Below are 24,787 nucleotides of genomic sequence, written 5' to 3'. Positions count from 1 at the left end.
AATGGATTTGGTACTCGACCTGCTCGCCACTGTGTCTCGCTGGAGCCGCAGTAACCTGTCGGAAATTTCCCTGGCATTGGTGGGGTGTTTGCTGGTGCTGTTTGGCGCGGATTTCAAAGGCTGGGTCGAGCAGCGCCTGGGCAACATCGCCGGTGCATTGCGCGTGCCGATGATGGCCCTGCTGTGTGTGATCGGCAGCGGTGCGTCCCTGATCTACGCCACGCCCTGGATCGTCAAGGGCCTGAGCCAGTTCAACAACTACAGCCTGGCGCCGGTGTTGCTGGTGGTGCTGGTGCTGATTGGGGTCGTGGCTGATCGCCGCTAACCCTGCGCCCTATACAAATCCACTGTAGGAGCGAGCTTGCTCGCGATGGTCGCAAACGAAAACGCGGGGTATCTGAAGCCCCGCGTTGATGTGTAGTTTTTCGTCGGAACGCCGCCCGGAGCAGGCTCGCTCCTACAACAGCTTCTCGAACTTCAAGTCCCACACGCCATGCCCAAGACGTTCGCCGCGGCGTTCGAACTTGGTGATCGGGCGCTCGGCCGGGCGCGGCACGCACTTGCCGTCTTCGGCCAGGTTGCGGTAACCCGGCGCGACGTTCATCACTTCCAGCATGTATTCGGCGTACGGCTCCCAGTCGGTGGCCATGTGCAGCACACCACCGACCTTCAACTTGCTGCGTACCAGCTCAGCAAAAGATGCCTGGACGATCCGGCGTTTGTGGTGACGGCTCTTGTGCCAAGGGTCCGGGAAAAACAGCATCAGGCGATCCAGGCTGTTGTCCGCCACGCAGCGGTTGAGCACTTCGATCGCATCACAATCGTAGACCCGCAGGTTGGTCAGGCCCTGGGTGAGCACGCCATTGAGCAGCGCCCCCACACCTGGACGGTGCACTTCGACCCCGATGAAGTCCTGGTCCGGCGCAGCCGCGGCCATTTCCAGCAGCGAGTGGCCCATGCCGAAGCCGATTTCCAGCGAGCGCGGGGCCGAGCGGCCGAACACCTGGTCAAAGTCCACCGGCGCGTCGGCCAATGGCAAGACGAACAGCGGCGTGCCCTGCTCCAGGCCCTTTTGCTGGCCTTCGGTCATGCGCCCGGCGCGCATCACAAAACTCTTGATGCGGCGGTGTTGGCGCTCTTCGCCTTCTTCCGTCTGGATAGGCGTGTCGTTCGATTCAGTCATCAATGGCTCTTACTTGATCAGACCATCCAGCGGCGAGGAGGCGCTGGCATAGAGTTTTTTCGGCATGCGGCCGGCGAGGTACGCCAGGCGACCTGCCACAATCGCGTGTTTCATGGCTTCAGCCATCATGATCGGTTGCTGGGCATGGGCGATGGCCGAGTTCATCAGCACCGCCTCGCAGCCCAACTCCATGGCGATGGTGGCGTCGGACGCCGTGCCGACACCGGCATCCACCAGCACAGGCACCTTGGTTTCTTCGAGGATGATCTGCAGGTTGTACGGGTTGCAGATCCCCAGGCCCGAACCGATCAAGCCGGCCAGCGGCATGATGGCGATGCAGCCGATGTCCGCCAGTTGCCGGGCGATGATCGGGTCATCACTGGTGTAGACCATTACGTCGAAGCCTTCCTTGACCAGCGTTTCGGCGGCCTTGAGGGTTTCGATCACGTTGGGGAACAGGGTTTTCTGGTCGGCCAGTACTTCCAGCTTCACCAGATTGTGCCCGCCGAGCAGCTCACGGGCCAGGCGACAGGTGCGCACGGCCTCGATCGCGTCATAGCAACCGGCGGTGTTCGGCAGGAAGGTGTAGCGCTCTGGCGACAGCACATCGAGCAGGTTCGGCTCGCCCTCGTTCTGGCCCAGGTTGGTGCGGCGCACGGCGAAGGTGACGATCTCAGCACCCGAGGCTTCGATGGCCAGGCGGGTTTCTTCCATGTCACGGTACTTGCCGGTACCTACCAGCAAACGCGACTGGTAAGTACGACCGGCCAGGACGAAAGGCTTGTCGCTGCGAACGTTGCTCATCGGAAATCCTCTGGTGGGGTGAGGTTCTTGCACAATGCGGGTGGGCGCGGTTGTCGCGGTGGGCGACTAGCCGCCACCGATGGCGTGTACCACTTCCACCGAGTCGCCCTCGGTGAGGGTGGTGTCAGCGTGCTGGCTGCGCGGGACGATATCCAGGTTGAGCTCGACCGCCACCCGGCGACCGGTCAGGTCCAGTCGGGTCAGCAGGGCCGCAACGGTCTCACCGTCGGGCAGTTCAAAGGATTCGCCGTTCAACTGAATGCGCATGCCGGATGCCGCCATCATTTTTAGGGGCCAGCATTCTAGCCCGATCATGACCTAAAGGTCAGCTACAAGTGTCAGGCGGTTACCTGCAAGCGCCAGGCGGTAATGCCCAGTAGCAACCAGCCCACGAGGAATGCCAGGCCGCCAAATGGGGTGACGATCCCCAGCTTGCTGATGCCCGTCAGCGTCAGCAGGTACAGGCTGCCGGAAAACAGCAGGATGCCCACGGCAAAACAGACGCCGGCCCAGGTCACCAGGCGACCGGGAATCTGTGTGGCCAGCAGCGCGATACCCAGCAGCGCCAGGGTATGCACCAGTTGGTAGGTGACGCCGGTATGAAAAATCGCCAGGTATTCGCTGCTCAAGCGGCCCTTGAGGCCATGGGCGGCAAATGCGCCCAGGGCGACGCCGGTAAAACCGAAAAAAGCGGCCAGCATCAAAAAGCCACGCAGCATGAGGAACTCCAGTCAGATTCATTGGGCAGGGTCTGTATAATGGCCCGCTCGACGGGTTCGGCCAAGCCATCTCTATGCTGCCAATATTTGTGCGCCGCTTCATGAAAGCCCTGCTCTGGTTTGCCGGCGGCAGCATCGTGCTGGTCCTGCTGTTGCGTTTTATCCCGCCACCGGGGACCGCACTGATGGTCGAGCGCAAGATCGAATCCTGGTTCGATGGCGAGCCCATCGACTTGCAGCGCGACTGGCAGTCCTGGGACAACATCAGCGACGACCTGAAAGTCGCGGTGATGGCCGGCGAAGACCAGAAGTTCCCCGAGCACTGGGGTTTTGACTTCGGCGCGATCCAGGCCGCGCTGGCCCACAACGAACGCGGCGGCTCGATCCGTGGCGCCAGTACGCTGAGCCAGCAAGTGGCGAAGAACCTGTTCCTCTGGTCCGGCCGCAGTTGGCTGCGCAAAGGCCTGGAAGCCTGGTTTACGGCACTGATCGAAGTGTTCTGGCCCAAGCAGCGGATTCTCGAGGTGTACCTCAACAGCGTGGAGTGGGATGCCGGCGTATTTGGCGCCGAGGCCGCAGCGCGCCATCACTTCGGCGTCAGCGCCCGCTCACTGAGCCGCCAGCAGGCCAGCCTGCTGGCGGCCGTGCTGCCGAATCCGCGGGTGTATAGCGCCAGCCATCCGAGCGCCTACGTGGCCCGGCGTGCGGGTTGGATTCGCCAGCAGATGAGCCAGTTGGGCGGCGACAGCTACCTGATCGGTCTCAACGATTCGCGTCGGGCGCCTTGGGCGCAATAGCCGAACACATTCTTCCAGACACAGCCCCCACAAGGGCCAAGGTGAATCTGGAAAATGGGCACAAACAAAAAACCCCCGATCGATGATCGGGGGTTTTTGCATTGCGCCGCAGGTTAAGCGGCGATCGACAACTTGAGCTTGTTCATCGCGCTCTTCTCAAGCTGACGGATCCGCTCGGCCGACACGTTGTACTTCTGCGCCAGGTCGTGCAGCGTGGCTTTTTCTTCTGCCAGCCAACGCTGGTAGAGGATGTCACGGCTGCGGTCGTCCAGCACATCCAGCGCCTCGTGCAGGTTGCTGGTGGAGTTGTCGCTCCAGTCTGCATCCTCCAGTTGACGGGCCGGGTCGTACCGGTGGTCTTCCAGGTAGTTGGCTGGCGACTGGAAAGCGCTGTCGTCGTCCGCTTCGGCGGCCGGGTCGAAGGCCATGTCATGGCCGGTCAGGCGGCTTTCCATCTCGCGCACTTCCCGCGGCTCTACGCCGAGGCTTTCAGCCACGCGATGGACTTCTTCGTTGTTCAGCCACGCCAGGCGTTTTTTCTGGCTGCGCAGGTTGAAGAACAGCTTGCGCTGGGCCTTGGTGGTCGCCACTTTGACGATGCGCCAGTTGCGCAGGATGAATTCGTGGATTTCCGCCTTGATCCAGTGCACGGCAAAGGACACCAGGCGCACACCCATTTCCGGGTTGAAGCGCTTGACCGCTTTCATCAGGCCAACGTTGCCTTCCTGGATCAGGTCAGCCTGGGCCAGGCCGTAGCCGCTATAGCTACGGGCGATATGTACGACAAAACGCAGGTGGGCGAGCACCATCTGCCGAGCCGCCCCCAAATCCTGCTCATAGTAGAGACTCTCGGCCAGTTCACGCTCCTGCTCCGGCGTCAGCAATGGAATGCTGTTGACCGTGTGCACATAGGCCTCCAGGTTTGCGCCTGGGACTAGAGCATAAGCAGGTTGCAAAGAAGTGGTCATACGAAAAAACCTCCGACTCACATAACTCGTGCAGTTCAGCACTGCGAAAATTGACCGGGAACCGAAGGAAAAGTTCCCCTACACGCTGAAAGGATATACAAGCAAAAAGACACTATTTCGGTGCAAGCTCTCTCAAATGGCGCGCTACCGCAATCCACGCACCGATATAACCCAACAACACCGCACCAAGCAAGAGCGACAGACCATCGGCTACTGGCACACCCGCCAGGGCAAAATTACTGCCATACAAACCGGCCAGCCCGGTGACCGCATCATTCAGCCAGTTCAGGCCAAATGCCAGGACACCCCAGGAAAGAACCCCAGCGCCAAAGCCATAAAGCGCACCCATATAGAGAAAAGGCCTACGCACATAGCTATCAGTGCCGCCGACCAGTTTAATCACTTCTATCTCGGTGCGGCGGTTTTCAATATGAAGACGAATGGTATTGCCTATCACCAAAAGTAATGCAGAAACCAGTAACACCGTCAGGCCGAAGACAAACCGCTCGCCCAGCTTGAGAATCGCCGCCAGGCGCTCGACCCACACCAGGTCAAGTTGCGCCTGCTGCACCTTCGGCAACTCGGCCAGGCGCTGACGCAAGCCTTCCAGGGCCGCTTTGTCGACCTCCTTGGGGGTCACCAGCACCACGCCCGGCAGCGGGTTCTCCGGCAACTCCTTGAGTGCTTCGCCCAGGCCGGACTGCTGCTGGAACTCCTGCAGCGCCTGCTCTGGACTGATGTACTCGGCCTCGGCCACGCCCGGCATGGCCTTGATCTGCTCACGCAGTTGCTCGCCTTCGCTGGCGCTGGCATCCAATTGCAGGTACAGGGAAATCTGCGCCGCACGCTGCCAGGAGCCGCCGAGGCGCTCGACGTTACTCAGCAAAAGTGACAGCCCCATCGGCAAGCTCAGGGCGACGGCCATTACCAGGCAGGTAAAGAAGCTGCCGATCGGCTGCTTGCCCAGGCGGCGCAGGCTGTCGAGCAGGCTGGCGCGATGGCTTTCGATCCAGGCACGCAACAGGGTGCGGAAGTCCGGACCATCGTCTTCGTCATGTTTTTTCTTCTGCGGTTGCGGATCGGCGGCCTTGGGGGCCACGCGCTCGGAAACCTTCGGACTGCGCGTCGCACTCATACCCCGGCCTCCCCGTCGCCGATCAATCGGCCACGTTGCAGGGTCAGCATGCGGTGACGCATGCGGGCGATCAGCGCCAGGTCGTGACTGGCGATCAACACGCTGGTGCCCAGGCGGTTGATGTCTTCGAACACGCCCATGATTTCAGCCGCCAGGCGCGGGTCGAGGTTACCGGTCGGTTCGTCCGCCAGCAGCAAGGCCGGGCGATGGACGATGGCGCGGGCAATGCCGACGCGCTGTTGCTGGCCGGTGGACAGATCGCCCGGGTACAGGTCGGTCTTGTCCGAGAGCGCCACGCGCTCCAGGGCTGAATCCACGCGCTTGACGATCTCGGCCTTGGACAGGCCAAGAATCTGCAGCGGCAGCGCGACGTTGTTGAACACCGTGCGATCGAACAGCAACTGGTGGTTCTGGAACACCACGCCGATCTGCCGGCGCAGGAAGGGAATCTGCGCGTTGCTGATGGTGGCCAGGTCCTGGCCGGCCAGCAGCAACTTGCCAGTGGTGGGACGTTCCATCGCCAGCAACAAGCGCAGCAGGGTACTTTTACCGGCACCCGAGTGCCCGGTGACAAACAAGAACTCGCCCCGACGGACTCGAAAGCTCAGCTCATGCAAGCCGACGTGACCGTTCGGATAGCGCTTACCGACCTGTTCGAAACGAATCATGAACGCTCCCGCTCGGCAAACAGTGCCTGGACAAAGGGTTCTGCTTCAAAGGTACGCAAGTCATCGATGCCTTCACCGACACCGATGTAGCGAATCGGCAAACCAAACTGCTTGGCCAGGGCGAAGATCACCCCACCTTTGGCCGTCCCATCGAGCTTGGTCAGGGCCAGGCCGGTCAGGGCGACCGTCTGGTTGAATTGCTTGGCCTGGTTGATGGCGTTCTGCCCGGTGCCCGCGTCGAGCACCAGCAGCACCTCGTGCGGGGCGTCGGCATCGAGCTTGCCGATGACCCGGCGAACCTTCTTCAACTCTTCCATCAGGTTGTCTTTGGTATGCAGGCGACCGGCGGTATCGGCAATCAACACGTCGATGTTGCGCGCCTTGGCCGCCTGCACCGCGTCGAAGATCACCGACGCCGAGTCGGCACCGGTGTGCTGGGCGATCACCGCAATATTGTTGCGCTCGCCCCAGACCTGCAACTGCTCGACCGCGGCCGCGCGGAAGGTGTCACCCGCTGCCAGCATGACTTTCTTGCCTTCGAGCTGCAGCTTTTTGGCCAGCTTGCCGATGGTGGTGGTCTTGCCGGCGCCGTTGACGCCCACCACCAGGATGACGAATGGCTTGTTCTGCGAGGTGATTTTCAGCGGCTGCTCAACGGGCTTGAGCATCGCCGCCAGTTCCACCTGCAGGGATTTGTACAGGGCATCGGCGTCGGCCAGCTCCTTGCGCGCCACCTTCTGGGTCAGGCGCTGGATGATCACCGACGTGGCCTCGACACCCACATCGGCGGTCAGCAGACGGGTTTCGATGTCTTCGAGCAACTCGTCATCGATGATCTTCTTGCCCAGGAACAGGCTGGCCATGCCCTCGCCAATGCTGGCACTGGTTTTCGACAGGCCTTGCTTGAGGCGGGCGAAAAAGCCGGTCTTGGTTTCTTCGCTACGCGCCGGCTCAGCGGCCACCGGCTCTGGCACAACGGGGGCAATGGGTGCAACCGGCGCGGGCGTGACCACCGCGGGAGCGACCACCGGTGCCGGTGCCGGCTGTGGCGCGACGAACGCGGCAATGACCGGCTGCGGCAGATCCGGCTCCTCAACCACCAACGGCTCGACCAACGGCTTGGCGTCGACCACCAGCAGCTCAACGGCTTGCTGGACCACGGTAGGGGCGGGAATCGGCGGGGTAATGTGCGGCGCCTGCTCGTCTGCAACCAAGGCCACCGGCTCTTCAGGAACCGGCAGGGTCAGCCACGGCGTGCGCACCGGCTCTGGAACGGGTTCTGGCGCAGGCGCGGGCTCGACCACCGGCTGCAACACCGGCTCGGCCAACGGCAATACGACAGGGGCTACGGTTTCGACCACCGGCGCGGCTTCTATTACCGGCTCTGGCGCCACCTCAGGCAGTGGCTGTGGCTGTTCGACGACGGGTTCCTGCGGTTTTTTGCGCAGCCACCCGAACAGGCTTTTTTTCTCGCCAGCCGCAGCTGGGTTCTTCTTGTCGTCGTTGGAACCAAACATGGAGGACGGCTATCTCACGGTAGCGACGCGCCAATGGCGCCTCGGCAATTGAATATTCGATGCAGAACAGACTGTGTTTCACTCAGCTTGTTCACGCGCAACATTTTGTCGAGGTGCTCAACAGCACCTCAAAGCTCGACTAATACCAAGGACTAAAACGGTATCTTCGGCGAAAACGCAGAGTTTAGCTGACAAACCCAAAGCTTCTTGCGCAAACCCATACAACCTACTGACCGATCAATGGCCTCATAGGCGTGGCCGCCAGTAAAACGGATCAGTATCCTAGCACCTCCTCGCCCGCCGACGCTAAGACCAAGCGGGCAGCCCAACAGGTTAAAAAACGAATGAATGCTCTAGCCCGCCGCGCTGCTGGCCTGCTGCTCAGCACAGTTTGTCTGCCCCTCGCAGCCCTGGCTGCCGCCCCTCAACCGACCCACGAATTCACCCTCGACAATGGCCTGAAGGTCATCGTGCGTGAAGACCACCGAGCGCCCGTGGTGGTTTCCCAGGTCTGGTACAAGGTGGGCTCCAGCTACGAAACCCCGGGCCAGACCGGCTTGTCCCACGCCCTGGAGCACATGATGTTCAAGGGCAGCGAGAAAGTCGGCCCTGGCGAGGCGTCGTTGATCCTGCGCGACCTGGGCGCCGAAGAGAACGCCTTCACCAGCGATGACTTCACCGCCTACTACCAGGTGCTGGCCCGTGATCGCCTGGCCGTGGCCTTCGAGCTTGAAGCCGACCGCATGGCCACCCTGCGCCTGCCGGCCGACGAGTTCAGCCGCGAGATCGAAGTGATCAAGGAAGAGCGCCGCCTGCGCACCGACGACAAGCCGATGTCCAAGGCCTACGAGCGTTTCAAGGCCATGGCCTACCCGGCCAGCGGCTACCACACGCCGACCATCGGCTGGATGGCTGACCTGGACCGCATGAAGGTCGAGGATCTGCGCCACTGGTACGAGTCCTGGTACGCGCCGAACAACGCAACCCTGGTGGTGGTCGGCGACGTGACCCCGGACGAAGTCAAGACCCTGGCCCAACGCTACTTCGGCCCAATCGCCAAGCGCGCCGTGCCACCGGCGAAGATTCCCCTGGAGCTGTCCGAGCCCGGCGAACGGCAGATCACCCTGCACGTGCAGACCCAACTGCCGGCCCTGATGCTGGCCTTCAACGTTCCCAGCATTGCCACCACCCAGGACAAACGCTCGGTCAACGCCTTGCGCCTGATCTCCGCGCTGCTCGATGGCGGCTACAGCGGGCGCATCCCGACGCAGCTGGAGCGCGGTGAAGAACTGGTCTCCGGCGGTTCGTCGAGTTACGACGCCTACACCCGTGGCGACAGCCTGTTCACCCTGTCGGCAACCCCCAACACCCAGAAGCACAAAACCATGGCCCAAGCGCAGGCCGGCCTGTGGAAACTGCTTGAGCAACTGAAGACCACCGCGCCATCCGCTGAAGAACTGGAGCGTGTACGGGCCCAGGTGATTGCCGGCCTGGTCTACGAGCGCGACTCGATCACCAGCCAGGCCACCGCCATCGGCCAGCTGGAAACCGTCGGCCTGTCCTGGAAACTGATGGACACCGAACTGGCCGAACTGGAAAGCGTGACCCCGCAAGACATCCAGAACGCCGCCCGTACCTATTTCACCCGCGAACGTCTGAGCGTTGCGCATGTACTGCCACTGCCCCAGGAGAACGCGCATGAGTGAGATCAACAAGTCACGGGTGGCCCTGGTCGCCCTGGCCGTCGTCGCGCTCGCCGCTGCGGCCGTGTTCTATGTCATCCGCCCCGGCGAGATCAACGCCAGCGAAGCCCTGGACAAGGCCAAGTCGAGCCAGAAGCTGCAATCGCTGGCCGAGCTCGACGGCAAGGCGCCGAGCCGGCGCACCCTGGACGTGCAGACCTGGAACACCGCCGAAGGGGCCAAGGTGCTGTTCGTCGCCGCGCCTGAGTTGCCGATGTTCGACCTGCGCCTGATTTTCGCCGCTGGCAGCAGCCAGGACGGCAACACACCGGGCCTGGCGATGCTGACCAACGCCATGCTCAACGAAGGTGTGGCCGGCCAGGACGTCAGCCAGATCGCCCAGGGCTTCGAAGGCCTGGGTGCCGACTTCGGCAATGGCGCCTACAAGGACATGGCCATTGCCTCGCTGCGCAGCCTGAGCGCCGTGGACAAACGCGAGCCGGCCCTCAAGCTGTTCGCCGAAGTGGTGGGCAAACCGACCTTCCCGGCCGACTCCCTGGCCCGGATCAAGAACCAGATGCTTGCCGGCTTCGAATACCAGAAGCAGAACTCGGCCAAGGTCGCCAGCCTGGAGCTGATGCGCCGCCTGTATGGCCAACACCCCTACGCCCACGCCAGCGACGGTAACGCACTGAGCATCCCGGACATCACCCAGGCGCAGCTCAAGGCCTTCCACGCCAAGGCCTACGCGGCCGGCAACGTGGTGATCGCGCTGGTCGGCGACCTGTCGCGCAGTGAGGCCGAGGCGATTGCCGCTCAGGTGTCCGCTGCCCTGCCCAAGGGCCCGGCGCTGGCGAAAATCCCCCAGCCTGAAGAACCCAAGCCCGGCATCAGCCGCGTCGAGTTCCCGGCCAAGCAGACCAACCTGATGCTCGCGCAATTGGGCATCGACCGTGACGATCCGGACTACGCCGCCGTCTCCATGGGCAACCAGATTCTCGGTGGCGGCGGTTTCGGCACCCGGCTGATGAGCGAAGTGCGGGAGAAACGTGGCCTGACCTACGGCGTGTACTCGGGCTTTTCACCGATGCAGGCCCGCGGCCCCTTCATGATCAACCTGCAAACCCGCGCCGAAATGAGCGAAGGCACGCTCAAGCTGGTGCAGGACGTCATGGCCGACTACCTTAAAACCGGGCCGACCCAGAAAGAACTCGACGACGCCAAGCGCGAACTGGCGGGCAGCTTCCCGCTGTCGACAGCCAGCAATGCCGACATCGTCGGGCAACTGGGCGCCATGGGTTTCTACAACCTGCCGCTGAGCTACCTCGAAGACTTCATGCAGCAGTCGCAGAACCTGACCGTCGAGCAAGTGACCACGGCCATGAACAAACACTTGAGCATGGATAAAATGGTGATCGTCACCGTCGGTCCTACCGTGCCGCAAAAGCCGTTACCGGCCCCTACTGACAAACCTTCCGAGCAGCCGCTCGGGGTTCCGGAGCATTAATGGCCACTCGCCCTAAAAAACCCGTGCACAACGTCCACAACGGTGTGAACCAGCTACGCATTATCGGTGGCGAATGGCGCAGCCGCCGCCTGAGCTTCCCCGACGCCCCGGGCTTGCGCCCGACGCCGGACCGCGTGCGTGAAACCCTGTTCAACTGGCTCGCGCCCTATGTAGCCGGGGCCAAGGTGCTCGATCCGTTCGCCGGCAGCGGCGCGCTGTTCCTCGAAGCGCTGTCCCGTGGCGCCGCCATGGGCCAGGCGCTGGATGCCAGCAGCCTGGCGGTGTCGAGCCTGAAAGAACACCTGGGCACCCTGCGCTGCACCGTCGGCCAGGTGCAGACCGCCGACGCCCTGCGCTACCTGGAAACCCAGCCAGCCAGCGCCTACGACCTGGTCTTCCTTGACCCGCCGTTCAACCAGAACCTGCTGCCGGCGGTGTGCTCGCTGCTGGAAGAACGCCAGTGGCTGGCCGACGACGCCTGGATCTACACCGAAAGCGAAAACGCACCGTCGACCCTTGGCCTGCCGGGTGCCTGGCGCCTGCACCGGGAGCAGAAATCCGGACGGGTGTACTACGCGTTGTGGCATCGCCTGGTCGAACAAGCCGCTTGAAGCCCTGCCTGGGCAGTCTCCCTGACTGCCCAGGCGTCGGCCGCACTCCAGATACATAGTTAATACCCGCCCCCTCTGTGCATCACCGACATTGATTGAGCGTTTTTCACGTCAATCAACGAGGATGCACAACCAATGAACATCTACTGCAGCGCCCTGCTGCTACTGAGTGGGCTGATGCCCATGATGGCGCTCACGGCCAGCGCGTCGACCACCCACGAGTTCAGCCTGGAAAACGGCTTGAAGGTCGTGGTGCGCGAAGACCACCGCGCCCCCGTGACCACCTCCCAACTGTGGTTCAAGGTCGGTTCCAGCCAGGAGCCTCCAGGCCAGTCCGGGCTGTCCCACGCGCTTGAACACATGCTCTACCAGGGCAGCAGCAAAACCTGCGCCGGTGAAACCTCGGCCATCCTGGAACGACTCGGGGCCGCGGAAAACGCCTTCACCAGCAACGACTACACCACCTACCACCAAACCCTGGCACCCGATCACCTGGGCGTGTCGTTTGAACTGATGGCCGACCTGATGACCACCGCGCACCTGCGCACCGACGCGTTTGCCACTGAAATCGAAGTGATCAAGCAAGAGCGCCGCGAACGCACCGATGACGTGCCCCACGGCCTGGCCATGGAGCGGCTGCAGGCCATCGCCTTCCCCTCCAGCGCCCAGGCCACGCCGACCATCGGCTGGATGCACGACCTGCAACGGATGAGCGCGCCCCAGCTGCGTGAGTGGTACCAACGCTGGTACGCCCCCAACAACGCGACCCTGGTCATCGCCGGTGATGTCCGCCTTGACCAGATAAAACCCGTGGTCGAACGCTACTTCGGCGGCATTCCCCGCAAGACCCTGCCCGAGGTGTACGCCCCCCTGGAACTGGCCGAGCCGGGCGAGCGGACCATCACCCTGCACCAAGCCATTCATGCGCCGCAGTTGCTCATGAGCTTCAACCTGCCCAGCCTGACCACTGCGCCCGACCGGCGTACGGTGCAGGCCCTGCGGTTGCTCGACATACTGCTGGCCGGGTCCAACAGCGCTCGCCTGAAAAAGCACCTGCAATTCAATGAAGAACTGTTCTCCCAGATCTCCTCCGGGTACAACCCGTTCAACCGTGGCGACAGCCTGCTGTTACTCAGCGCTCAACTCAACACCCATCAGCAGATCACTCTGGACCAGGCTCAGGCGCGTATTTGGCAGGTGATTGAACACCTGAAAACCACCCCCCTGGACCCGGAAGAACTGGAGCGCGCGCGCACCGTGCTGATTGCCAACCAGGTGTATGAGCAGGACTCCATCGAATCGCAGGCCGTGCGCATGGGCACGCTGGAAAGCATTGGCCTGTCATGGCGCCTCATGGATGAAGACATCGAGGCACTGAACCAGGTGAGCGCCAAGGATATCCAGCAGGCGGCCGCGACCTACTTGACTCGACAACGCCTGAGCGTGGCGTATCTGCTGCCGGAGAAAAACCATGGGTAAGTGCAGATTCTCACGTTATGCGCAGCCGTTCCTCAGCCTGGCAGTTTTCTGCTGCCTGTCGGCTCAGGCCCAGACTCCGACCCCGCCGGTGGCAAAACTGCAATCACTGGCCGAATTGAAGGCGCCATCCTCCGCCCCCCGGGCGCTGAAGATCCAGGCCTGGAAAACCCTGGCAGGCACCAAGGTGCTGTTTATCCAGACGTCGGAGCTGCCGATGTTCGACGTGCTCGTCAGCTTTGCCGCAGGCAGTGCAAGGGATCCGCAACACCCGGCCCTGGCCGCTACCACGTTCAGCCTGTTGAACGAAGGCATCCAGGGCATGGGTCTGGCGCAGATCAATGAAACCTTCGACAGTCTTGGGGCCCGCTTGGACATGGGCATCAGCCAGGACCGCACCTCGTTCTCGATGCGCAGCCTCAGCGCACCGCAAAAGCGTGAACCGGCCCTGCAATTGTTCGCACAAATACTCGGCCAGCCGCTGCTGGCCGATGACGCCCTACAACGGGTCAAGAACGAGCTGCAGGAACGCCTTGCGTACCAGCAGCAAGACCCCGCGACCCAAGTTTTCCAGGGCATGAGGGAATTACTCTTCAACGGGCACCCCTATGCCCAGGCGACCTACGGAACGACACAGGACCTGGCAACCCTGACGCGCGAACAGGTCCAGGCCTTTCATAAGGCCCACTACCACGCCGACAACGCCCAGATCACGCTGGTCGGGGACCTGACCCTGGAGCAAGCGCAGGGTCTGAGCCTGCAGATCAGCAACAGCCTGCCGCCAAAACCCACCACGCTGACCGTGCCGGACGCCCCGGTCACGCCATCCACCGCCGCCTCGCGGCATATTGAACACGCCCTGAGCCAGACCCACCTGGTGCTGACGCAACCCGGCGTCAGCCGTCAGCACCCCGACTATGCTGCACTCAGGGTGGCCAACCTGATCTTCGCCGGTGGCAGCTTTGGATCGCGGCTGATGAAAGAACTGCGCGGGAAACGCGGTCTGACTTACAGCGTGTCCATGGACACTGCCGACAAGCAATGGGCCAATCCCACCGTTATCTATTTGCAAACCCAACCGCAATTCAGTGAAGGCACGCTGACCCTGATCAAACGCCTGTTCCGCGACTACCTGCACACCGGACCGACCCCGCAGGAACTGGACGACGCCAAGCGCCTGATCCTGGGCAGTACCGCACTGGCCAGTGCCAGCAATGCGCAGATCCTCTCCGGACTGTCTGAGATCAGCCGCCATGAGTTGCCCTTCGACCTGGATTTTTCCGCGCATCAGGCCCAATCGTTGACGGTCGAACAGATCAAGGCAGCACTCAAGCGGCACTACAACGCTGAGCGCTGGAGCGTGGTCACGCTGGGGCCGACCACGACTCAGCAAGCCTTGCCGGAACCCGTCGATCGACCCGGCCTGGGCATGTGTCGCGCTGAGGAGCAGATTGTGGCAAGTTAGTTTTCCAGTTGTACCGGCAGAACGGGCCCCTCGTTCTGCCACCTTGTCCATCCGCAGCAACGAGATCGTCGTGCCCCAACCCTCACCCGCACCGGCAAAACCCTTCACCCCGGCATTCGGCCTCGGCAACCCGCACCTGCAAACCCTGTGGGGGCCGCTGTGGCGCAAGACCACCCACCTGGAGCGGCCGCGCGAACGCCTATGGCTCGACGACGGCGACTTCCTCGATCTCGACTGGCACGGCCCACACAGCGTCGACGCGCCCCTGGTGCTGGTGCTGCACGGGCTGACCGGTTCCTCCAATTCGCCCTATGTCGCCGGCCTGCAACGCGCCCTCGCCGCGCAAGGCTGGGCCAGCGTCGCGCTGAACTGGCGCGGATGCTCGGGTGAACCGAATCTGCTGCCACGCAGTTACCACTCCGGTGCCAGCGAGGACCTCGCGGCGGCGATCAACCACCTGCGGGCAACGCGGCCACTGGCCCCGCTGTATGCGGTCGGCTACTCCCTGGGGGGCAACGTGCTGCTCAAGCACCTGGGGGAAACCGGCAGCGCCAGCCCGTTGCTGGGCGCGGTGGCGGTCTCGGTGCCCTTTCGCCTGGACCAGTGCGCGGACCGTATCGGGCAGGGTTTCTCCAAGGTCTACCAGGCGCACTTCATGCGCGAAATGCTGGCCTACATCAAGAACAAGCAGCGCCAGTTTCTCCAGGACGGGCGCCATGAAGGCCTCGCGACCCTCGCCAGCCTCGGCTCGCTGGACAAGATGCGCACCTTCTGGGACTTCGACGGTCGGGTCACCGCACCGCTGCACGGCTACGCCGATGCCCAGGACTACTACCGTCGCGCCTCCAGTCGCTACTTCCTCGGCGAGATCCGCACCCCGACCCTGATCATCCAGGCCGCCGACGACCCCTTCGTCTACCCCCACAGCCTGCCGGAAGCCAGTGAACTGTCGGCGTGCACCCGCTTCGAGCTACAGGCCAAGGGCGGGCACGTCGGTTTTGTCGACGGCAGCCTGCGCACTCCGGGTTATTACCTGGAGCGGCGCATCCCCCAGTGGCTCAGCCAGGCAAGTCGCGGGTAAGGCCATGGACAGCCACTCGGGCGAGTCGATCCGTTTTTGGCAAACCGACCCTTTGGCCGGGGTCGAACTGCTGTCGGCGCGCTACATCGAGCAACGCTTCGTACCCCATGTGCACGACGGTTTTGTGATCGGCATGATCATGGCGGGCGCCCAGCGCTACCGTTATCGCGGTGCCGAACACCTGGCCGGCAGCGGCACCCTGGTGGTCATCAACCCGGACGAACTGCACACCGGCCACAAGGGCACCGAGGATGGCTGGCTGTACCGCGCGTTCTACCCGGACAACGGGCAAATCCTCGGGCTGCTGGCCGAACTCGAATTACCCACCCACACCTTGCCGGCCTTCGGCGCCACGCTGTATCGCGACCCGGACCTGGTCAGCGGGTTCTGCCAGTTGCACCGCTTGCTGGAAAGCCCGGCCAGCGCCCTGCAACAGCAGACCTTGTGGCGGGAAATGATGCTTTCGCTGCTGCAGCGCCATGCCGCCGTGGCCATGCCTGGGCAGCCGGGCCGGGAGCACCGGGCCATTGCCCGGGCCAAGGAGTTGCTGCATGCGCAACTGGCGGCACCGCCGTCACTGGAAGCGCTCGCGGCGGCGGTCAACCTGTCACCCTTCCACTTCGCCCGAGTGTTCCGCCACGCCACCGGCATGCCGCCGCACACCTGGCTGATGCAACAGCGCATCGCCCAGGCCCGGGCGCTACTGCGCGAAGGCTGCCTGCCGCTGGCGGTCGCCACACAACTGGGGTTTGCCGACCAGAGCCATTTGACCCGACAATTCAAGAAGGTCTACGGCGTCGGCCCTGGCGCCTACCGCTCTGCCAGAATGGCCCCGTAGAAACCGAGGAAAATCTGCAAGATCGTTCAAGACAACTCTTTGTCAGGCCGCGCAAGATGCCGGCACAAGGAGAGTCTCCATGACCCGTCAGCAACTTTTTTCCCGTGGCATCCGCGACAGTTTCGCCATGGCGGTGGGCATCCTGCCGTTCGGCCTGATCTTCGGCACCCTGGCCGGCGCGGCAGGCCTGACCCTGTGGCAGGCGGTCGGTATGTCACTGCTGGTGTATGCCGGCTCTGCGCAACTGATCGCCCTCAGTCTGTTGGGCACCGGCGCCAGCGTGCTGGTGATCCTGTTGACCACCTTCATCGTCAACCTGCGTCACGTGCTCTACAGCGCCACCCTGCAACCCTATGTCGGCCGCCTGCCGCAGCACTGGCGCCTACTCCTGGCCTTCTGGCTGACCGACGAAACCTTTGCCGTGGTCCAGCGGTTCTACCTGCTGCACGGCGACAAGCCCCTGGCGCAGTGGTACTGGCTGGGCGTCGCCAGCTCGCTGTATGCCTGCTGGGTGGGCAGTTCGCTGGCCGGCGTGCTGTTTGGCCAGGCAGTGCCGGACCTGGCGAGCTGGGGCCTGGAGTTCGCGATGCTGGCGACCTTTATCGGGATTGTCGTGCCGCTGTTGCGCAACCGGCCGCAAATTGCCGCGGCCCTGGCCGCCGGCGCCGTGGCCCTGGCCACCCTGCACTGGCCCTACAAACTGGGCCTGATGGCCGCGGCTTTCAGCGGGATCGCCGTGGGCGTGCTGCTGGAGCGCCGCCAAACGCAGCAACACCCCGCCAGGGAGTTGCGCTCATGAGTGACGGCTGGCTGATTCTGGGAATGATGGCGATCACCTTTGCGCTGCGCTACAGCCTGTTCGCCTGGCCCAACCTGAAGTTCCCGCCGCTGGTGCGCCAGGGCCTGCACTACGTGCCGACGGCGGTCCTGACAGCCATCGTGGTGCCAGGCATGCTGTTACCCGATGGCCAGCACTGGGCGCTGACCCTGGACAATGCCTACCTGTTGGCGGGGTTGGCAGCCATTGCCATCGCAGCCACCACCCGCCACCTGCTGGCGACCATCGGTGGCGGCATGCTCGTGTTCTTTGGCTTGCGCTGGCTGCTGGGGCAGTTACCGCTCTAAGGCTTAATCGCCGGTGGCAATCGCGCGCTGCGGATCGGTGATCCATTCGCTCCACGAGCCGGCGTACAGTGCCCCCAACGGGTAGCCGGCGAGGCACAGGGCAAACAGGTTGTGGCAAGCCGTCACGCCCGAGCCGCAGTACGCCACCAGTTCGCTCGGCGAGCGCTGCGCCAATTTCTCGGCAAACCGCTGCTGGAGTTGCGCAGCCGGTAGAAAGCACCCGTCCGGCCCCAGGTTATCGGTGAAGGCCGCACATGACGCGCCCGGGATGTGCCCGGCCACCGGATCGATCGGCTCGACCTCGCCGCGAAAACGCGGCAGCCCCCGGGCATCGAGCAGGGTCAGCTCCGGCCGGGCGAGGCGTTGCTGCAGTTGGTCGGCGCTCAAGACCATCGCCGCGTCCGGGGCACCGCTGAACGTGCCGCGGTGATTGCCCGGCGCATCCAGGCTCAGCGGCAGGCCGGCGGCGTGCCAGGCCTTGAGGCCACCGTCGAGAATAAACACGCCATCACGCTTGCCCAGCCACGCCAGCAACCACCAGGCCCGGGCCGCATACGCACCGGGACCGTCGTCATACAGCACCACCTGGCTGTCGTTACCGATGCCCCAGGCTTGCAGGCGCTCGATCAGGGCCTGGGGGTCCGGCAGCGGGTGACGGCCAGTGACCCCCTTGATCACCGGCCCGCTGAGGTCACGCTCCAGATCGGCAAACGAGGCGCCGGCGATATGCCCGTCGGCATAGCTGCGCTGGCCATAATCCGGGTCTTCGAGGGCAAAACGACAATCCAGGATCACCAGAGCGGCCTGATCCTTTTTCTGGTCCAGGGCAAGGGGGCTGATCAGTTGCGCGATGGGCATAGCGGGCTCCTGTGAGGTAAGTCTTGGCGCGATCCTACTGCACTTCTTCGAGGGCCTGGCCCAGCGGCACGTAAAACTCCTCGAACAGGGCGTCGATTTCCTCGCGCGATTGTTCGGTGACAAACCCGGCTTCCAGCACCAGCACCTGGTACACGCCGCGTTTAATGGCCTGTTCACTGAGGTGGCTGGAGTTTTCCCGGGTGGTGCACAGAAAACGCACCCAGGACGTCAGGATGATCCAGGCGTTGAGCGTCAGGGATTCGATCTGCACCTTGTTCATGGCGAGAATGCCCGCCTCGACAAAACCGGCGTAGATCGCCGTGCCCTGGATCAGGCAGCGTTGGGAGAAACGTCGATAACGGGCCGCCAGCTCCGGATCATTGTCCAGCAGGTGCTCCAGGTCGCGGTGCAAAAACCGGTAGCGCCACATCGCATCCAGCAGTTCCTGCAGGTAGTAGCGCTTGTCTTCGACTGTGGCGGCGCGCCCTTGCGGCGGGCGCAGGAAGCTTTCCACCAGGGCCTCGTACTCGCTGAACAACACGGCGATGATCGCCTGCTTGTTAGGGAAGTGGTAGTACAGGTTGCCCGGGGATATCTCCATGTGCGCGGCGATATGGTTGGTGCTGATGCTGCGCTCACCCTGCTGGTTGAACAGCTCCAGGCTGTTCTGCACGATGCGCTCGCTGGTTTTTATTCGTGGGGCCATGGCTTGAGCTTTAATTCTGCTGTGCGTTGTGGGCATCTTACGACCTATCCGTCGGCGGATAAATCATCGCTTCCCGAGGAAGTCATTTGACTTTTTAGAGCATAGACTCTAAAAACTTCCCCATTAAAAAAAAAACCTGGAGCTACCATGACCGCCGAAATTGCCTACCTGCAAGACTCCCAGCAGCCATTGAGTGAGCTTCACAACCTGTTTACCGCCCAGCGCCAGGCGTATGCGGCCAACCCGATGCCGCCCGCGGCCCAGCGCCAGATGTGGCTCAAGGTGTTGAGCGACGTCCTGAGTGACCAGCGCCAGAAGTTGATCGACGCGATCAGCGAAGACTTCAGCAACCGCAGCGCCGATGAAACCCTGCTCGCCGAACTGATGCCGAGCCTGCATTGCATCCATTACGCCAGCAAACACCTCAAGGGCTGGATGAAAGCCTCACCGCGCAAAGTGGGCGTGGCCTTCCAGCCGGCCAAGGCCAAGGTGGTCTACCAACCGTTGGGGGTGGTCGGGGTCATCGTGCCGTGGAACTACCCGTTGTACCTGGCGATCGGCCCGCTGGTCGGCGCCCTCTCGGCGGGCAACCGGGTGATGCTCAAACTCAGCGAATCCACCCCGGCCACCGGCAAGCTGCTTAAATTCCTGCTGGGCCAGATCTTTCCCGAGGACCTGGTGACCGTGGTGCTGGGCGAGGCCGACGTGGGCGTGGCGTTTTCCCAACTGCCGTTCGACCATCTGCTGTTCACCGGCGCCACCAGCATTGGCAAACACGTGATGCGCGCGGCGGCCGAAAACCTGACACCGGTGACCCTGGAACTGGGTGGCAAATCCCCGGCCATCGTCTCCCACGACGTGCCCCTCAAGGATGCCGCCGAACGCATCGCCTTCGGCAAGACCCTGAACGCCGGGCAGACCTGCGTCGCTCCCGACTATGTACTGGTGCCGCAGGACCGGGTCGAGTCTTTCGTCGAGGCCTATCGCCAGGCGGTGCGTGGCTTCTACCCGACCCTGGCGGACAACCCGGACTACACCGCCATCATCAACCCACGCCAACTGGCGCGGTTGCACAGTTACCTGAGTGACGCGAGCGCCAAGGGCGCGCAGGTGATCCCGCTGTTCGAGCAAGACCAGGATCGACGCATGGGCCACAGCGTGCTGTTGAACGTCAGCGACGAGATGATCGTGATGCAGGATGAAATCTTCGGCCCGCTGCTACCAGTGGTCCCTTACACGACCCTGGACCAGGCGTTTGCCTACATCAATCAACGGCCCCGTCCACTGGCGCTTTACTACTTTGGCTACAACAAGGCCGAACAGAATCGCGTACTCCAGGAAACCCACTCCGGCGGCGTCTGCCTCAACGACACCCTGCTGCACGTTGCCCAGGACGACATGCCGTTTGGTGGCATCGGCGCTTCCGGCATGGGCCATTACCACGGCCGGGAAGGTTTCCTGACGTTCAGCAAAGCCAAGGGCGTGCTGATCAAGCAGCGCTTCAACGCGGCCAAGTTGATCTACCCACCCTACGGCAAGTCGATCCAGAAACTGATCCAGAAACTGTTCATCCGCTGACTCTTCACTGCCGGGTAAAAACAATAATGAACCCACGCTTTTACGATGCCCCCGCGCTGTCCCGGCGCGGCCTGCTCAAATTCAGCCTCGGCGCCACCGCCTTCCTCGCCACCGCGGGCCTGGGCGCCAGCCTCAGCGGTTGCTCGGCCAGCAGCCCGGCCAACGGTTTTGCAATTATCCGCGACAGTGACCTGGGTTTTTTGCGGGCGCTGTTGCCGGTGATGCTCGAGGGCACCGTGGCGGCCGAAAAACTCCCCGCCGCCACTGAACAAACCTTGCGCAGCCTGGACCACGGCCTCGATCACCTGTCGCCACAAATGCTCAAGCTGACTCAGCAACTGTTCGACGTGCTGGGCATGTCGGTCACCCGTGGGCCACTGACCGGAATCTGGGGCAGTTGGGAAAATGCCAGCAGCGAGGCCATCCGCCACTTCCTGCAACGCTGGCAAAACAGCTCATTAAGCCTGCTGCGCATGGGCCACAGTTCGATCCTGCAACTGGTGATGATGGCCTGGTACAGCCGCGCCGAGTCGTGGGCCCATTGCGGCTATCCCGGACCACCGAAGGTCTGAGATCCACGCCCCTCACCACCTCATAAATATAAGAGAGCCCCAGATGCCCGTACCCGATCCGTTCCGCGAAGGCATGGCCCGCGGCTGGAAAACCTACAACGGCTCACAACTGGCCAATGACCTGACCCTGGAAGCCGACATCGCCATCATCGGCAGCGGCGCGGGCGGTGGCACCACGGCCGAGATCCTCAGTGCGGCCGGCTATAAGGTGCTGCTGATCGAAGAAGGCCAGCTCAAGACCAGCAGCGACTTCAAAATGCTCGAAGACCAGGCCTACGCCAACCTCTACCAGGAGGGCATCGGCCGCATGAGCAAGGACGGTGCGATCACCATCCTCCAGGGCCGCGCGGTGGGTGGCACGACACTGATCAACTGGACCTCGAGCTTTCGCACCCCCGAACAGACCCTCGAACACTGGGCCAGGGAGCATGCCGTCAAGGGCCACAGCCCGACGGACATGGCGCCCTGGTTCGAAAAAATGGAACAACGCCTGGGCGTCGCGCCCTGGCTGGTGCCGCCCAATGCCAACAATGAAGTGATCAAGAAAGGCTGCGAGCAACTCGGCTACAGCTGGCACGTGATTCCACGCAACGTGCGCGGGTGCTGGAACCTCGGCTATTGCGGCATGGGCTGCCCGACCAATGCCAAGCAGTCGATGATGGTCACTACCATTCCCGCGACGCTGGAAAAAGGCGGCGAGCTGCTGTACCTGGCTCGCGCCGAACAGCTGTTGATCAAGGACGACCAGGTCACCGGCCTGCTGTGCGTGGCCATGGATGAGCGCTGCGTGGCGCCCACTGGCCGCACCATTACCGTCAAGGCACGGCACTACGTATTGGCCGGAGGCGGGATCAACAGCCCGGCACTGTTGCTGCGCTCCAAGGCACCCGACCCCCACGAACGCCTCGGCAAACGCACTTTCCTGCACCTGGTGAACATGTCCGCCGGGCTGTTCGATGAAGTCATCAACCCGTTCTACGGTGCGCCGCAGTCGATTTACTCCGACCACTTTCAATGGCAGGACGGCACCACCGGCAAAATGTCCTACAAGCTCGAAGTGCCGCCGCTGCACCCGGCGCTGGCGGCGACCCTGCTCGGCGGTTTCGGCGCCGAGAGCGCGGCGCACATGCAGCAACTGCCCCATACCCACGCCATGCTGGCCCTGCTGCGTGACGGTTTCCACCCGGACAGCAGCGGCGGCAGTGTCGAGTTACGCAGCGATGGCACGCCGGTGCTCGACTACCAGGTCTCCGACTATGCCTGGGACGGCCTGCGCCGGGCGTTTCACAGCATGGCCGAGATCCAGTTCGCCGGGGGCGCCAAGGCCGTCATGCCGATGCACGCCGATGCGCGCTACGTGAACAGCCTCGCGCAAGCCCGCACCCTGATCGACGGCCTGAGCCTGGAGCTGTATCGCACCCGCCTGGGCAGTGCCCACGTCATGGGTGGTTGCGCCATGGGTGAAGACCCGGCCCACGCCGTGACCGACAGCCTCGGGCGGCATCATCAATTGCGCAATCTGTCGGTGCATGACGGCTCGCTGTTCCCCACCAGCATTGGCGCCAACCCACAACTATCGGTCTACGGGCTGACCGCGCAACTGGCGAGCGCACTGGCTGAACGCCTGCGAAACCCATGAAAAAACTGCTTATTCGCCGGATCTATAGTGCGTTCTTAGCCCAATGGCGACTTGGCCGACCGGGAAGGCTGCGATACCATCCGACTCCCCAACGGATTCCCGCCAGGACGACGCGATGAACCGAGTGTTGTACCCAGGTACCTTCGACCCTATTACCAAGGGCCATGGCGATCTGGTCGAACGCGCCGCGCGCCTGTTCGACCATGTGATCATTGCTGTCGCCGCCAGCCCCAAGAAAAACCCGCTATTCCCCCTGGAACAGCGTGTGGAGCTGGCCCGCGAGGTCACCAAACATCTGCCGAACGTCGAAGTCGTCGGCTTCTCGACGCTGCTGGCGCATTTCGCCAAAGAGCAGAATGCCAATGTATTCCTGCGTGGTTTGCGTGCGGTCTCGGATTTCGAGTACGAATTCCAGCTGGCCAACATGAACCGCCAGTTGGCCCCGGACGTGGAAAGCCTGTTCCTGACGCCGTCCGAGCGCTATTCGTTTATATCTTCGACGCTGGTCCGTGAAATTGCGGCCTTGGGCGGCGATATCACCAAATTCGTCCACCCGGCCGTGGCCGATGCTCTTACACTCCGGTTCAAGAAATAGACCCCGACTGTAGGAGCTGGCTTGCCAGCGAAAAACGTCAACGATTACGCAGCGCTATCAGAAAGTACACAGCGCCCTGACGTTTTTCGCGAGCAAGCTCGCTCCTACAGCGTCAATGCGGCACAATTGTGCGCATTAGTTTTCAGATGCCCGGGCCGACGACCCTGGCTGGAGTCCCCAATGTCCCTGATCATCACCGACGATTGCATCAACTGCGATGTCTGCGAACCCGAGTGCCCGAACGCCGCCATCTCCCAGGGCGAAGAGATCTACGTGATCGACCCGAACCTGTGCACCCAGTGCGTCGGTCACTACGACGAACCGCAATGCCAGCAGGTTTGCCCGGTCGATTGCATTCCGCTGGATGAAGCCCATCCGGAAACTGAAGAACAGTTGATGGAAAAGTACCGGATCATTACCGGCAAGGCCTAAGGCTTATCGCTGGCACCTGGGGCAAAACACACTCGCTCGCTGCCCCAGTTTCACCTCTCTAAGTTCTGTCCCGCAGACCTTGCAGCCCTCGCCGCCCCGGCCATAGACGAACAGTTCCTGCTGGAAATAGCCCGGCTGGCCGTCTCCGCCGATAAAGTCGCGCAAGGTGGTACCGCCGCGTTCGATGGCGGCGGCCAGGATGCGTTTGATCTCGATCGCCAACTTCAGGTAACGCGCCCGGGAGATGCCCTTGGCCTCGCGGCGCGGGTCGATCCCGGCGGCGAACAGCGCTTCGGTCGCATAAATATTGCCGACCCCCACCACCACCGCGTTGTCCATGATGAACGGCTTGACCGCCATCGAACGCCCACGTGACAGCTGAAACAGGCGCTCGCCGTCGAACAGGTCAGTCAGCGGTTCCGGCCCCAGGCGCAGCAGCAGTTCGTGGTTGAGCGGGTCGAGGCTCCAGAGCATCGCCCCGAAACGGCGTGGGTCGGTGTAGCGCAGGGCCAGGCCGGACTCCAGCTCGATGTCCACATGCTCATGCTTGGCCGCCGGCAGGCCGATCTCCACCAGGCGCAGATTCCCCGACATGCCCAGGTGGCTGATCAAGGTGCCGACCTCGGCGTTGATCAGCAAATACTTGGCACGTCGCTCCACCAGCACAATGCGCTGCCCGGACAGGCGCACATCGAGGTCCTCGGGGATCGGCCAGCGCAGGCGTCGCTCACGCACCACGACCCGGCTGACGCGCTGGCCTTCCAGGTAGGGCGCAATGCCGCGGCGGGTGGTTTCGACTTCCGGCAATTCAGGCATGGCGTACTCGGCTCA

27 protein-coding genes are annotated in these 24,787 nt (G+C 62.9%); 16 read left to right on the top strand and 11 right to left on the bottom strand.

What is annotated here, in order from left to right:
• The first annotated feature begins 1 nt into the window (after position 1).
• Positions 2-325: a DUF3392 domain-containing protein gene (locus tag H7995_RS05255; RefSeq protein ID WP_166592518.1), complete on the top strand. Its 324-nt coding sequence runs from the start codon at positions 2-4 to the stop codon at positions 323-325.
• Between the two features lie 132 nt (positions 326-457).
• On the opposite strand, the gene trmB is transcribed toward H7995_RS05255, so the two are convergent.
• The 4 genes from trmB to H7995_RS05235 form a co-directional block, all read right to left on the bottom strand.
• Positions 458-1,183: a tRNA (guanosine(46)-N7)-methyltransferase TrmB gene (trmB, locus tag H7995_RS05250; RefSeq protein ID WP_166592519.1), complete on the bottom strand. Its 726-nt coding sequence runs from the start codon at positions 1,181-1,183 to the stop codon at positions 458-460.
• A 9-nt stretch (positions 1,184-1,192) separates the two neighbouring features.
• On the bottom strand, positions 1,193-1,987 hold the full coding sequence (locus tag H7995_RS05245) for a thiazole synthase (protein ID WP_166592520.1): 795 nt from the start codon (positions 1,985-1,987) through the stop codon (positions 1,193-1,195).
• A gap of 66 nt (positions 1,988-2,053) precedes the next feature.
• On the bottom strand, positions 2,054-2,254 hold the full coding sequence (gene thiS, locus H7995_RS05240) for a sulfur carrier protein ThiS (protein ID WP_166592521.1): 201 nt from the start codon (positions 2,252-2,254) through the stop codon (positions 2,054-2,056).
• A gap of 71 nt (positions 2,255-2,325) precedes the next feature.
• Positions 2,326-2,706 (bottom strand): DUF423 domain-containing protein, encoded by a 381-nt coding sequence (locus H7995_RS05235; RefSeq protein ID WP_185818080.1) that lies wholly within the window; start codon positions 2,704-2,706, stop codon positions 2,326-2,328.
• Between the two features lie 74 nt (positions 2,707-2,780).
• Between H7995_RS05235 and mtgA the strand changes: the two genes are divergently transcribed.
• A complete protein-coding gene (gene mtgA, locus H7995_RS05230; RefSeq protein ID WP_166592523.1) occupies positions 2,781-3,503 on the top strand; it encodes a monofunctional biosynthetic peptidoglycan transglycosylase in 723 nt (240 codons plus the stop codon).
• Between the two features lie 113 nt (positions 3,504-3,616).
• On the opposite strand, the gene rpoH is transcribed toward mtgA, so the two are convergent.
• The 4 genes from rpoH to ftsY all read right to left on the bottom strand — a co-directional run bounded on the left by rpoH (position 3,617) and on the right by ftsY (position 7,791).
• On the bottom strand, positions 3,617-4,471 hold the full coding sequence (gene rpoH / locus H7995_RS05225; RefSeq protein ID WP_166592524.1) for an RNA polymerase sigma factor RpoH: 855 nt from the start codon (positions 4,469-4,471) through the stop codon (positions 3,617-3,619).
• Positions 4,472-4,583: 112 nt separating this feature from the next.
• On the bottom strand, positions 4,584-5,606 hold the full coding sequence (gene ftsX, locus H7995_RS05220) for a permease-like cell division protein FtsX (RefSeq protein WP_166592525.1): 1,023 nt from the start codon (positions 5,604-5,606) through the stop codon (positions 4,584-4,586).
• Positions 5,603-6,274 carry a cell division ATP-binding protein FtsE gene (gene ftsE, locus H7995_RS05215; protein ID WP_095164552.1) on the bottom strand — a complete coding sequence of 224 codons (672 nt, stop codon included), beginning with the start codon at positions 6,272-6,274 and terminating at the stop codon, positions 5,603-5,605. Before ftsE ends, ftsX begins: the two co-directional genes overlap by 4 nt.
• Positions 6,271-7,791 carry a signal recognition particle-docking protein FtsY gene (gene ftsY / locus H7995_RS05210; protein ID WP_182342743.1) on the bottom strand — a complete coding sequence of 507 codons (1,521 nt, stop codon included), beginning with the start codon at positions 7,789-7,791 and terminating at the stop codon, positions 6,271-6,273. Before ftsY ends, ftsE begins: the two co-directional genes overlap by 4 nt.
• Positions 7,792-8,135: 344 nt before the next feature.
• Here ftsY and H7995_RS05205 point away from each other — a divergent pair, with 344 nt between their 5' ends.
• The 9 genes from H7995_RS05205 to H7995_RS05165 all read left to right on the top strand — a co-directional run bounded on the left by H7995_RS05205 (position 8,136) and on the right by H7995_RS05165 (position 17,576).
• Positions 8,136-9,497 (top strand): M16 family metallopeptidase, encoded by a 1,362-nt coding sequence (locus H7995_RS05205; RefSeq protein WP_182342745.1) that lies wholly within the window; start codon positions 8,136-8,138, stop codon positions 9,495-9,497.
• On the top strand, positions 9,490-10,980 hold the full coding sequence (locus H7995_RS05200; RefSeq protein ID WP_166592528.1) for a M16 family metallopeptidase: 1,491 nt from the start codon (positions 9,490-9,492) through the stop codon (positions 10,978-10,980). Before H7995_RS05205 ends, H7995_RS05200 begins: the two co-directional genes overlap by 8 nt.
• Positions 10,980-11,591, top strand: coding sequence for a 16S rRNA (guanine(966)-N(2))-methyltransferase RsmD (rsmD, locus tag H7995_RS05195; protein ID WP_166592529.1), 612 nt, complete (start codon positions 10,980-10,982; stop codon positions 11,589-11,591). Before H7995_RS05200 ends, rsmD begins: the two co-directional genes overlap by 1 nt.
• Positions 11,592-11,726: 135 nt before the next feature.
• Positions 11,727-13,070, top strand: a complete 1,344-nt coding sequence (locus tag H7995_RS05190) for a M16 family metallopeptidase (protein WP_166592530.1) — start codon at positions 11,727-11,729, stop codon at positions 13,068-13,070.
• Entirely contained in the window at positions 13,063-14,532 is a 1,470-nt protein-coding gene (locus H7995_RS05185; RefSeq protein ID WP_182342748.1) for a M16 family metallopeptidase, read from the top strand. Before H7995_RS05190 ends, H7995_RS05185 begins: the two co-directional genes overlap by 8 nt.
• A gap of 70 nt (positions 14,533-14,602) precedes the next feature.
• A complete protein-coding gene (locus H7995_RS05180) occupies positions 14,603-15,613 on the top strand; it encodes a hydrolase (RefSeq protein WP_185818079.1) in 1,011 nt (336 codons plus the stop codon).
• Positions 15,614-15,617: 4 nt separating this feature from the next.
• Positions 15,618-16,451, top strand: a complete 834-nt coding sequence (locus tag H7995_RS05175; protein WP_166592533.1) for an AraC family transcriptional regulator — start codon at positions 15,618-15,620, stop codon at positions 16,449-16,451.
• 79 nt (positions 16,452-16,530) lie between these two features.
• Positions 16,531-17,250, top strand: a complete 720-nt coding sequence (locus H7995_RS05170) for an AzlC family ABC transporter permease (RefSeq protein WP_182342753.1) — start codon at positions 16,531-16,533, stop codon at positions 17,248-17,250.
• Complete coding sequence (locus H7995_RS05165) at positions 17,247-17,576, top strand: AzlD domain-containing protein (RefSeq protein WP_166592535.1); 330 nt, start codon at positions 17,247-17,249, stop codon at positions 17,574-17,576. Before H7995_RS05170 ends, H7995_RS05165 begins: the two co-directional genes overlap by 4 nt.
• A gap of 3 nt (positions 17,577-17,579) precedes the next feature.
• Here H7995_RS05165 and H7995_RS05160 read toward each other — a convergent pair whose 3' ends face one another.
• Together H7995_RS05160 and H7995_RS05155 are read right to left on the bottom strand one after the other, a co-directional pair.
• Entirely contained in the window at positions 17,580-18,434 is an 855-nt protein-coding gene (locus tag H7995_RS05160) for a sulfurtransferase (RefSeq protein ID WP_185818078.1), read from the bottom strand.
• 34 nt (positions 18,435-18,468) lie between these two features.
• A complete protein-coding gene (locus tag H7995_RS05155; RefSeq protein WP_166592537.1) occupies positions 18,469-19,140 on the bottom strand; it encodes a TetR/AcrR family transcriptional regulator in 672 nt (223 codons plus the stop codon).
• 147 nt (positions 19,141-19,287) lie between these two features.
• Between H7995_RS05155 and H7995_RS05150 the strand changes: the two genes are divergently transcribed.
• The 5 genes from H7995_RS05150 (at position 19,288) to H7995_RS05130 (ending at position 23,956) form a co-directional block, all read left to right on the top strand.
• Positions 19,288-20,718, top strand: coding sequence for a coniferyl aldehyde dehydrogenase (locus tag H7995_RS05150; RefSeq protein WP_182342755.1), 1,431 nt, complete (start codon positions 19,288-19,290; stop codon positions 20,716-20,718).
• Positions 20,719-20,744: 26 nt separating this feature from the next.
• Positions 20,745-21,290, top strand: coding sequence for a twin-arginine translocation pathway signal protein (locus H7995_RS05145; protein ID WP_182342757.1), 546 nt, complete (start codon positions 20,745-20,747; stop codon positions 21,288-21,290).
• A gap of 43 nt (positions 21,291-21,333) precedes the next feature.
• Positions 21,334-22,929 carry a GMC family oxidoreductase gene (locus H7995_RS05140; RefSeq protein WP_182342759.1) on the top strand — a complete coding sequence of 532 codons (1,596 nt, stop codon included), beginning with the start codon at positions 21,334-21,336 and terminating at the stop codon, positions 22,927-22,929.
• A gap of 115 nt (positions 22,930-23,044) precedes the next feature.
• On the top strand, positions 23,045-23,524 hold the full coding sequence (coaD, locus tag H7995_RS05135; RefSeq protein ID WP_040071510.1) for a pantetheine-phosphate adenylyltransferase: 480 nt from the start codon (positions 23,045-23,047) through the stop codon (positions 23,522-23,524).
• A 180-nt stretch (positions 23,525-23,704) separates the two neighbouring features.
• Entirely contained in the window at positions 23,705-23,956 is a 252-nt protein-coding gene (locus H7995_RS05130; protein WP_038358877.1) for a YfhL family 4Fe-4S dicluster ferredoxin, read from the top strand.
• Between the two features lie 3 nt (positions 23,957-23,959).
• Here H7995_RS05130 and mutM read toward each other — a convergent pair whose 3' ends face one another.
• Complete coding sequence (mutM, locus tag H7995_RS05125) at positions 23,960-24,772, bottom strand: bifunctional DNA-formamidopyrimidine glycosylase/DNA-(apurinic or apyrimidinic site) lyase (protein ID WP_182342761.1); 813 nt, start codon at positions 24,770-24,772, stop codon at positions 23,960-23,962.
• Positions 24,773-24,787 lie beyond the last annotated feature (15 nt).

Source organism: Pseudomonas kielensis (genome assembly GCF_014236655.1).
In the GTDB taxonomy this organism is placed as follows: Bacteria; Pseudomonadota; Gammaproteobacteria; order Pseudomonadales; family Pseudomonadaceae; genus Aquipseudomonas; species Aquipseudomonas kielensis.
The sequence above is the reverse complement of the archived record's forward strand: the minus strand, read 5'-3'. Positions and strand labels throughout refer to the sequence as shown.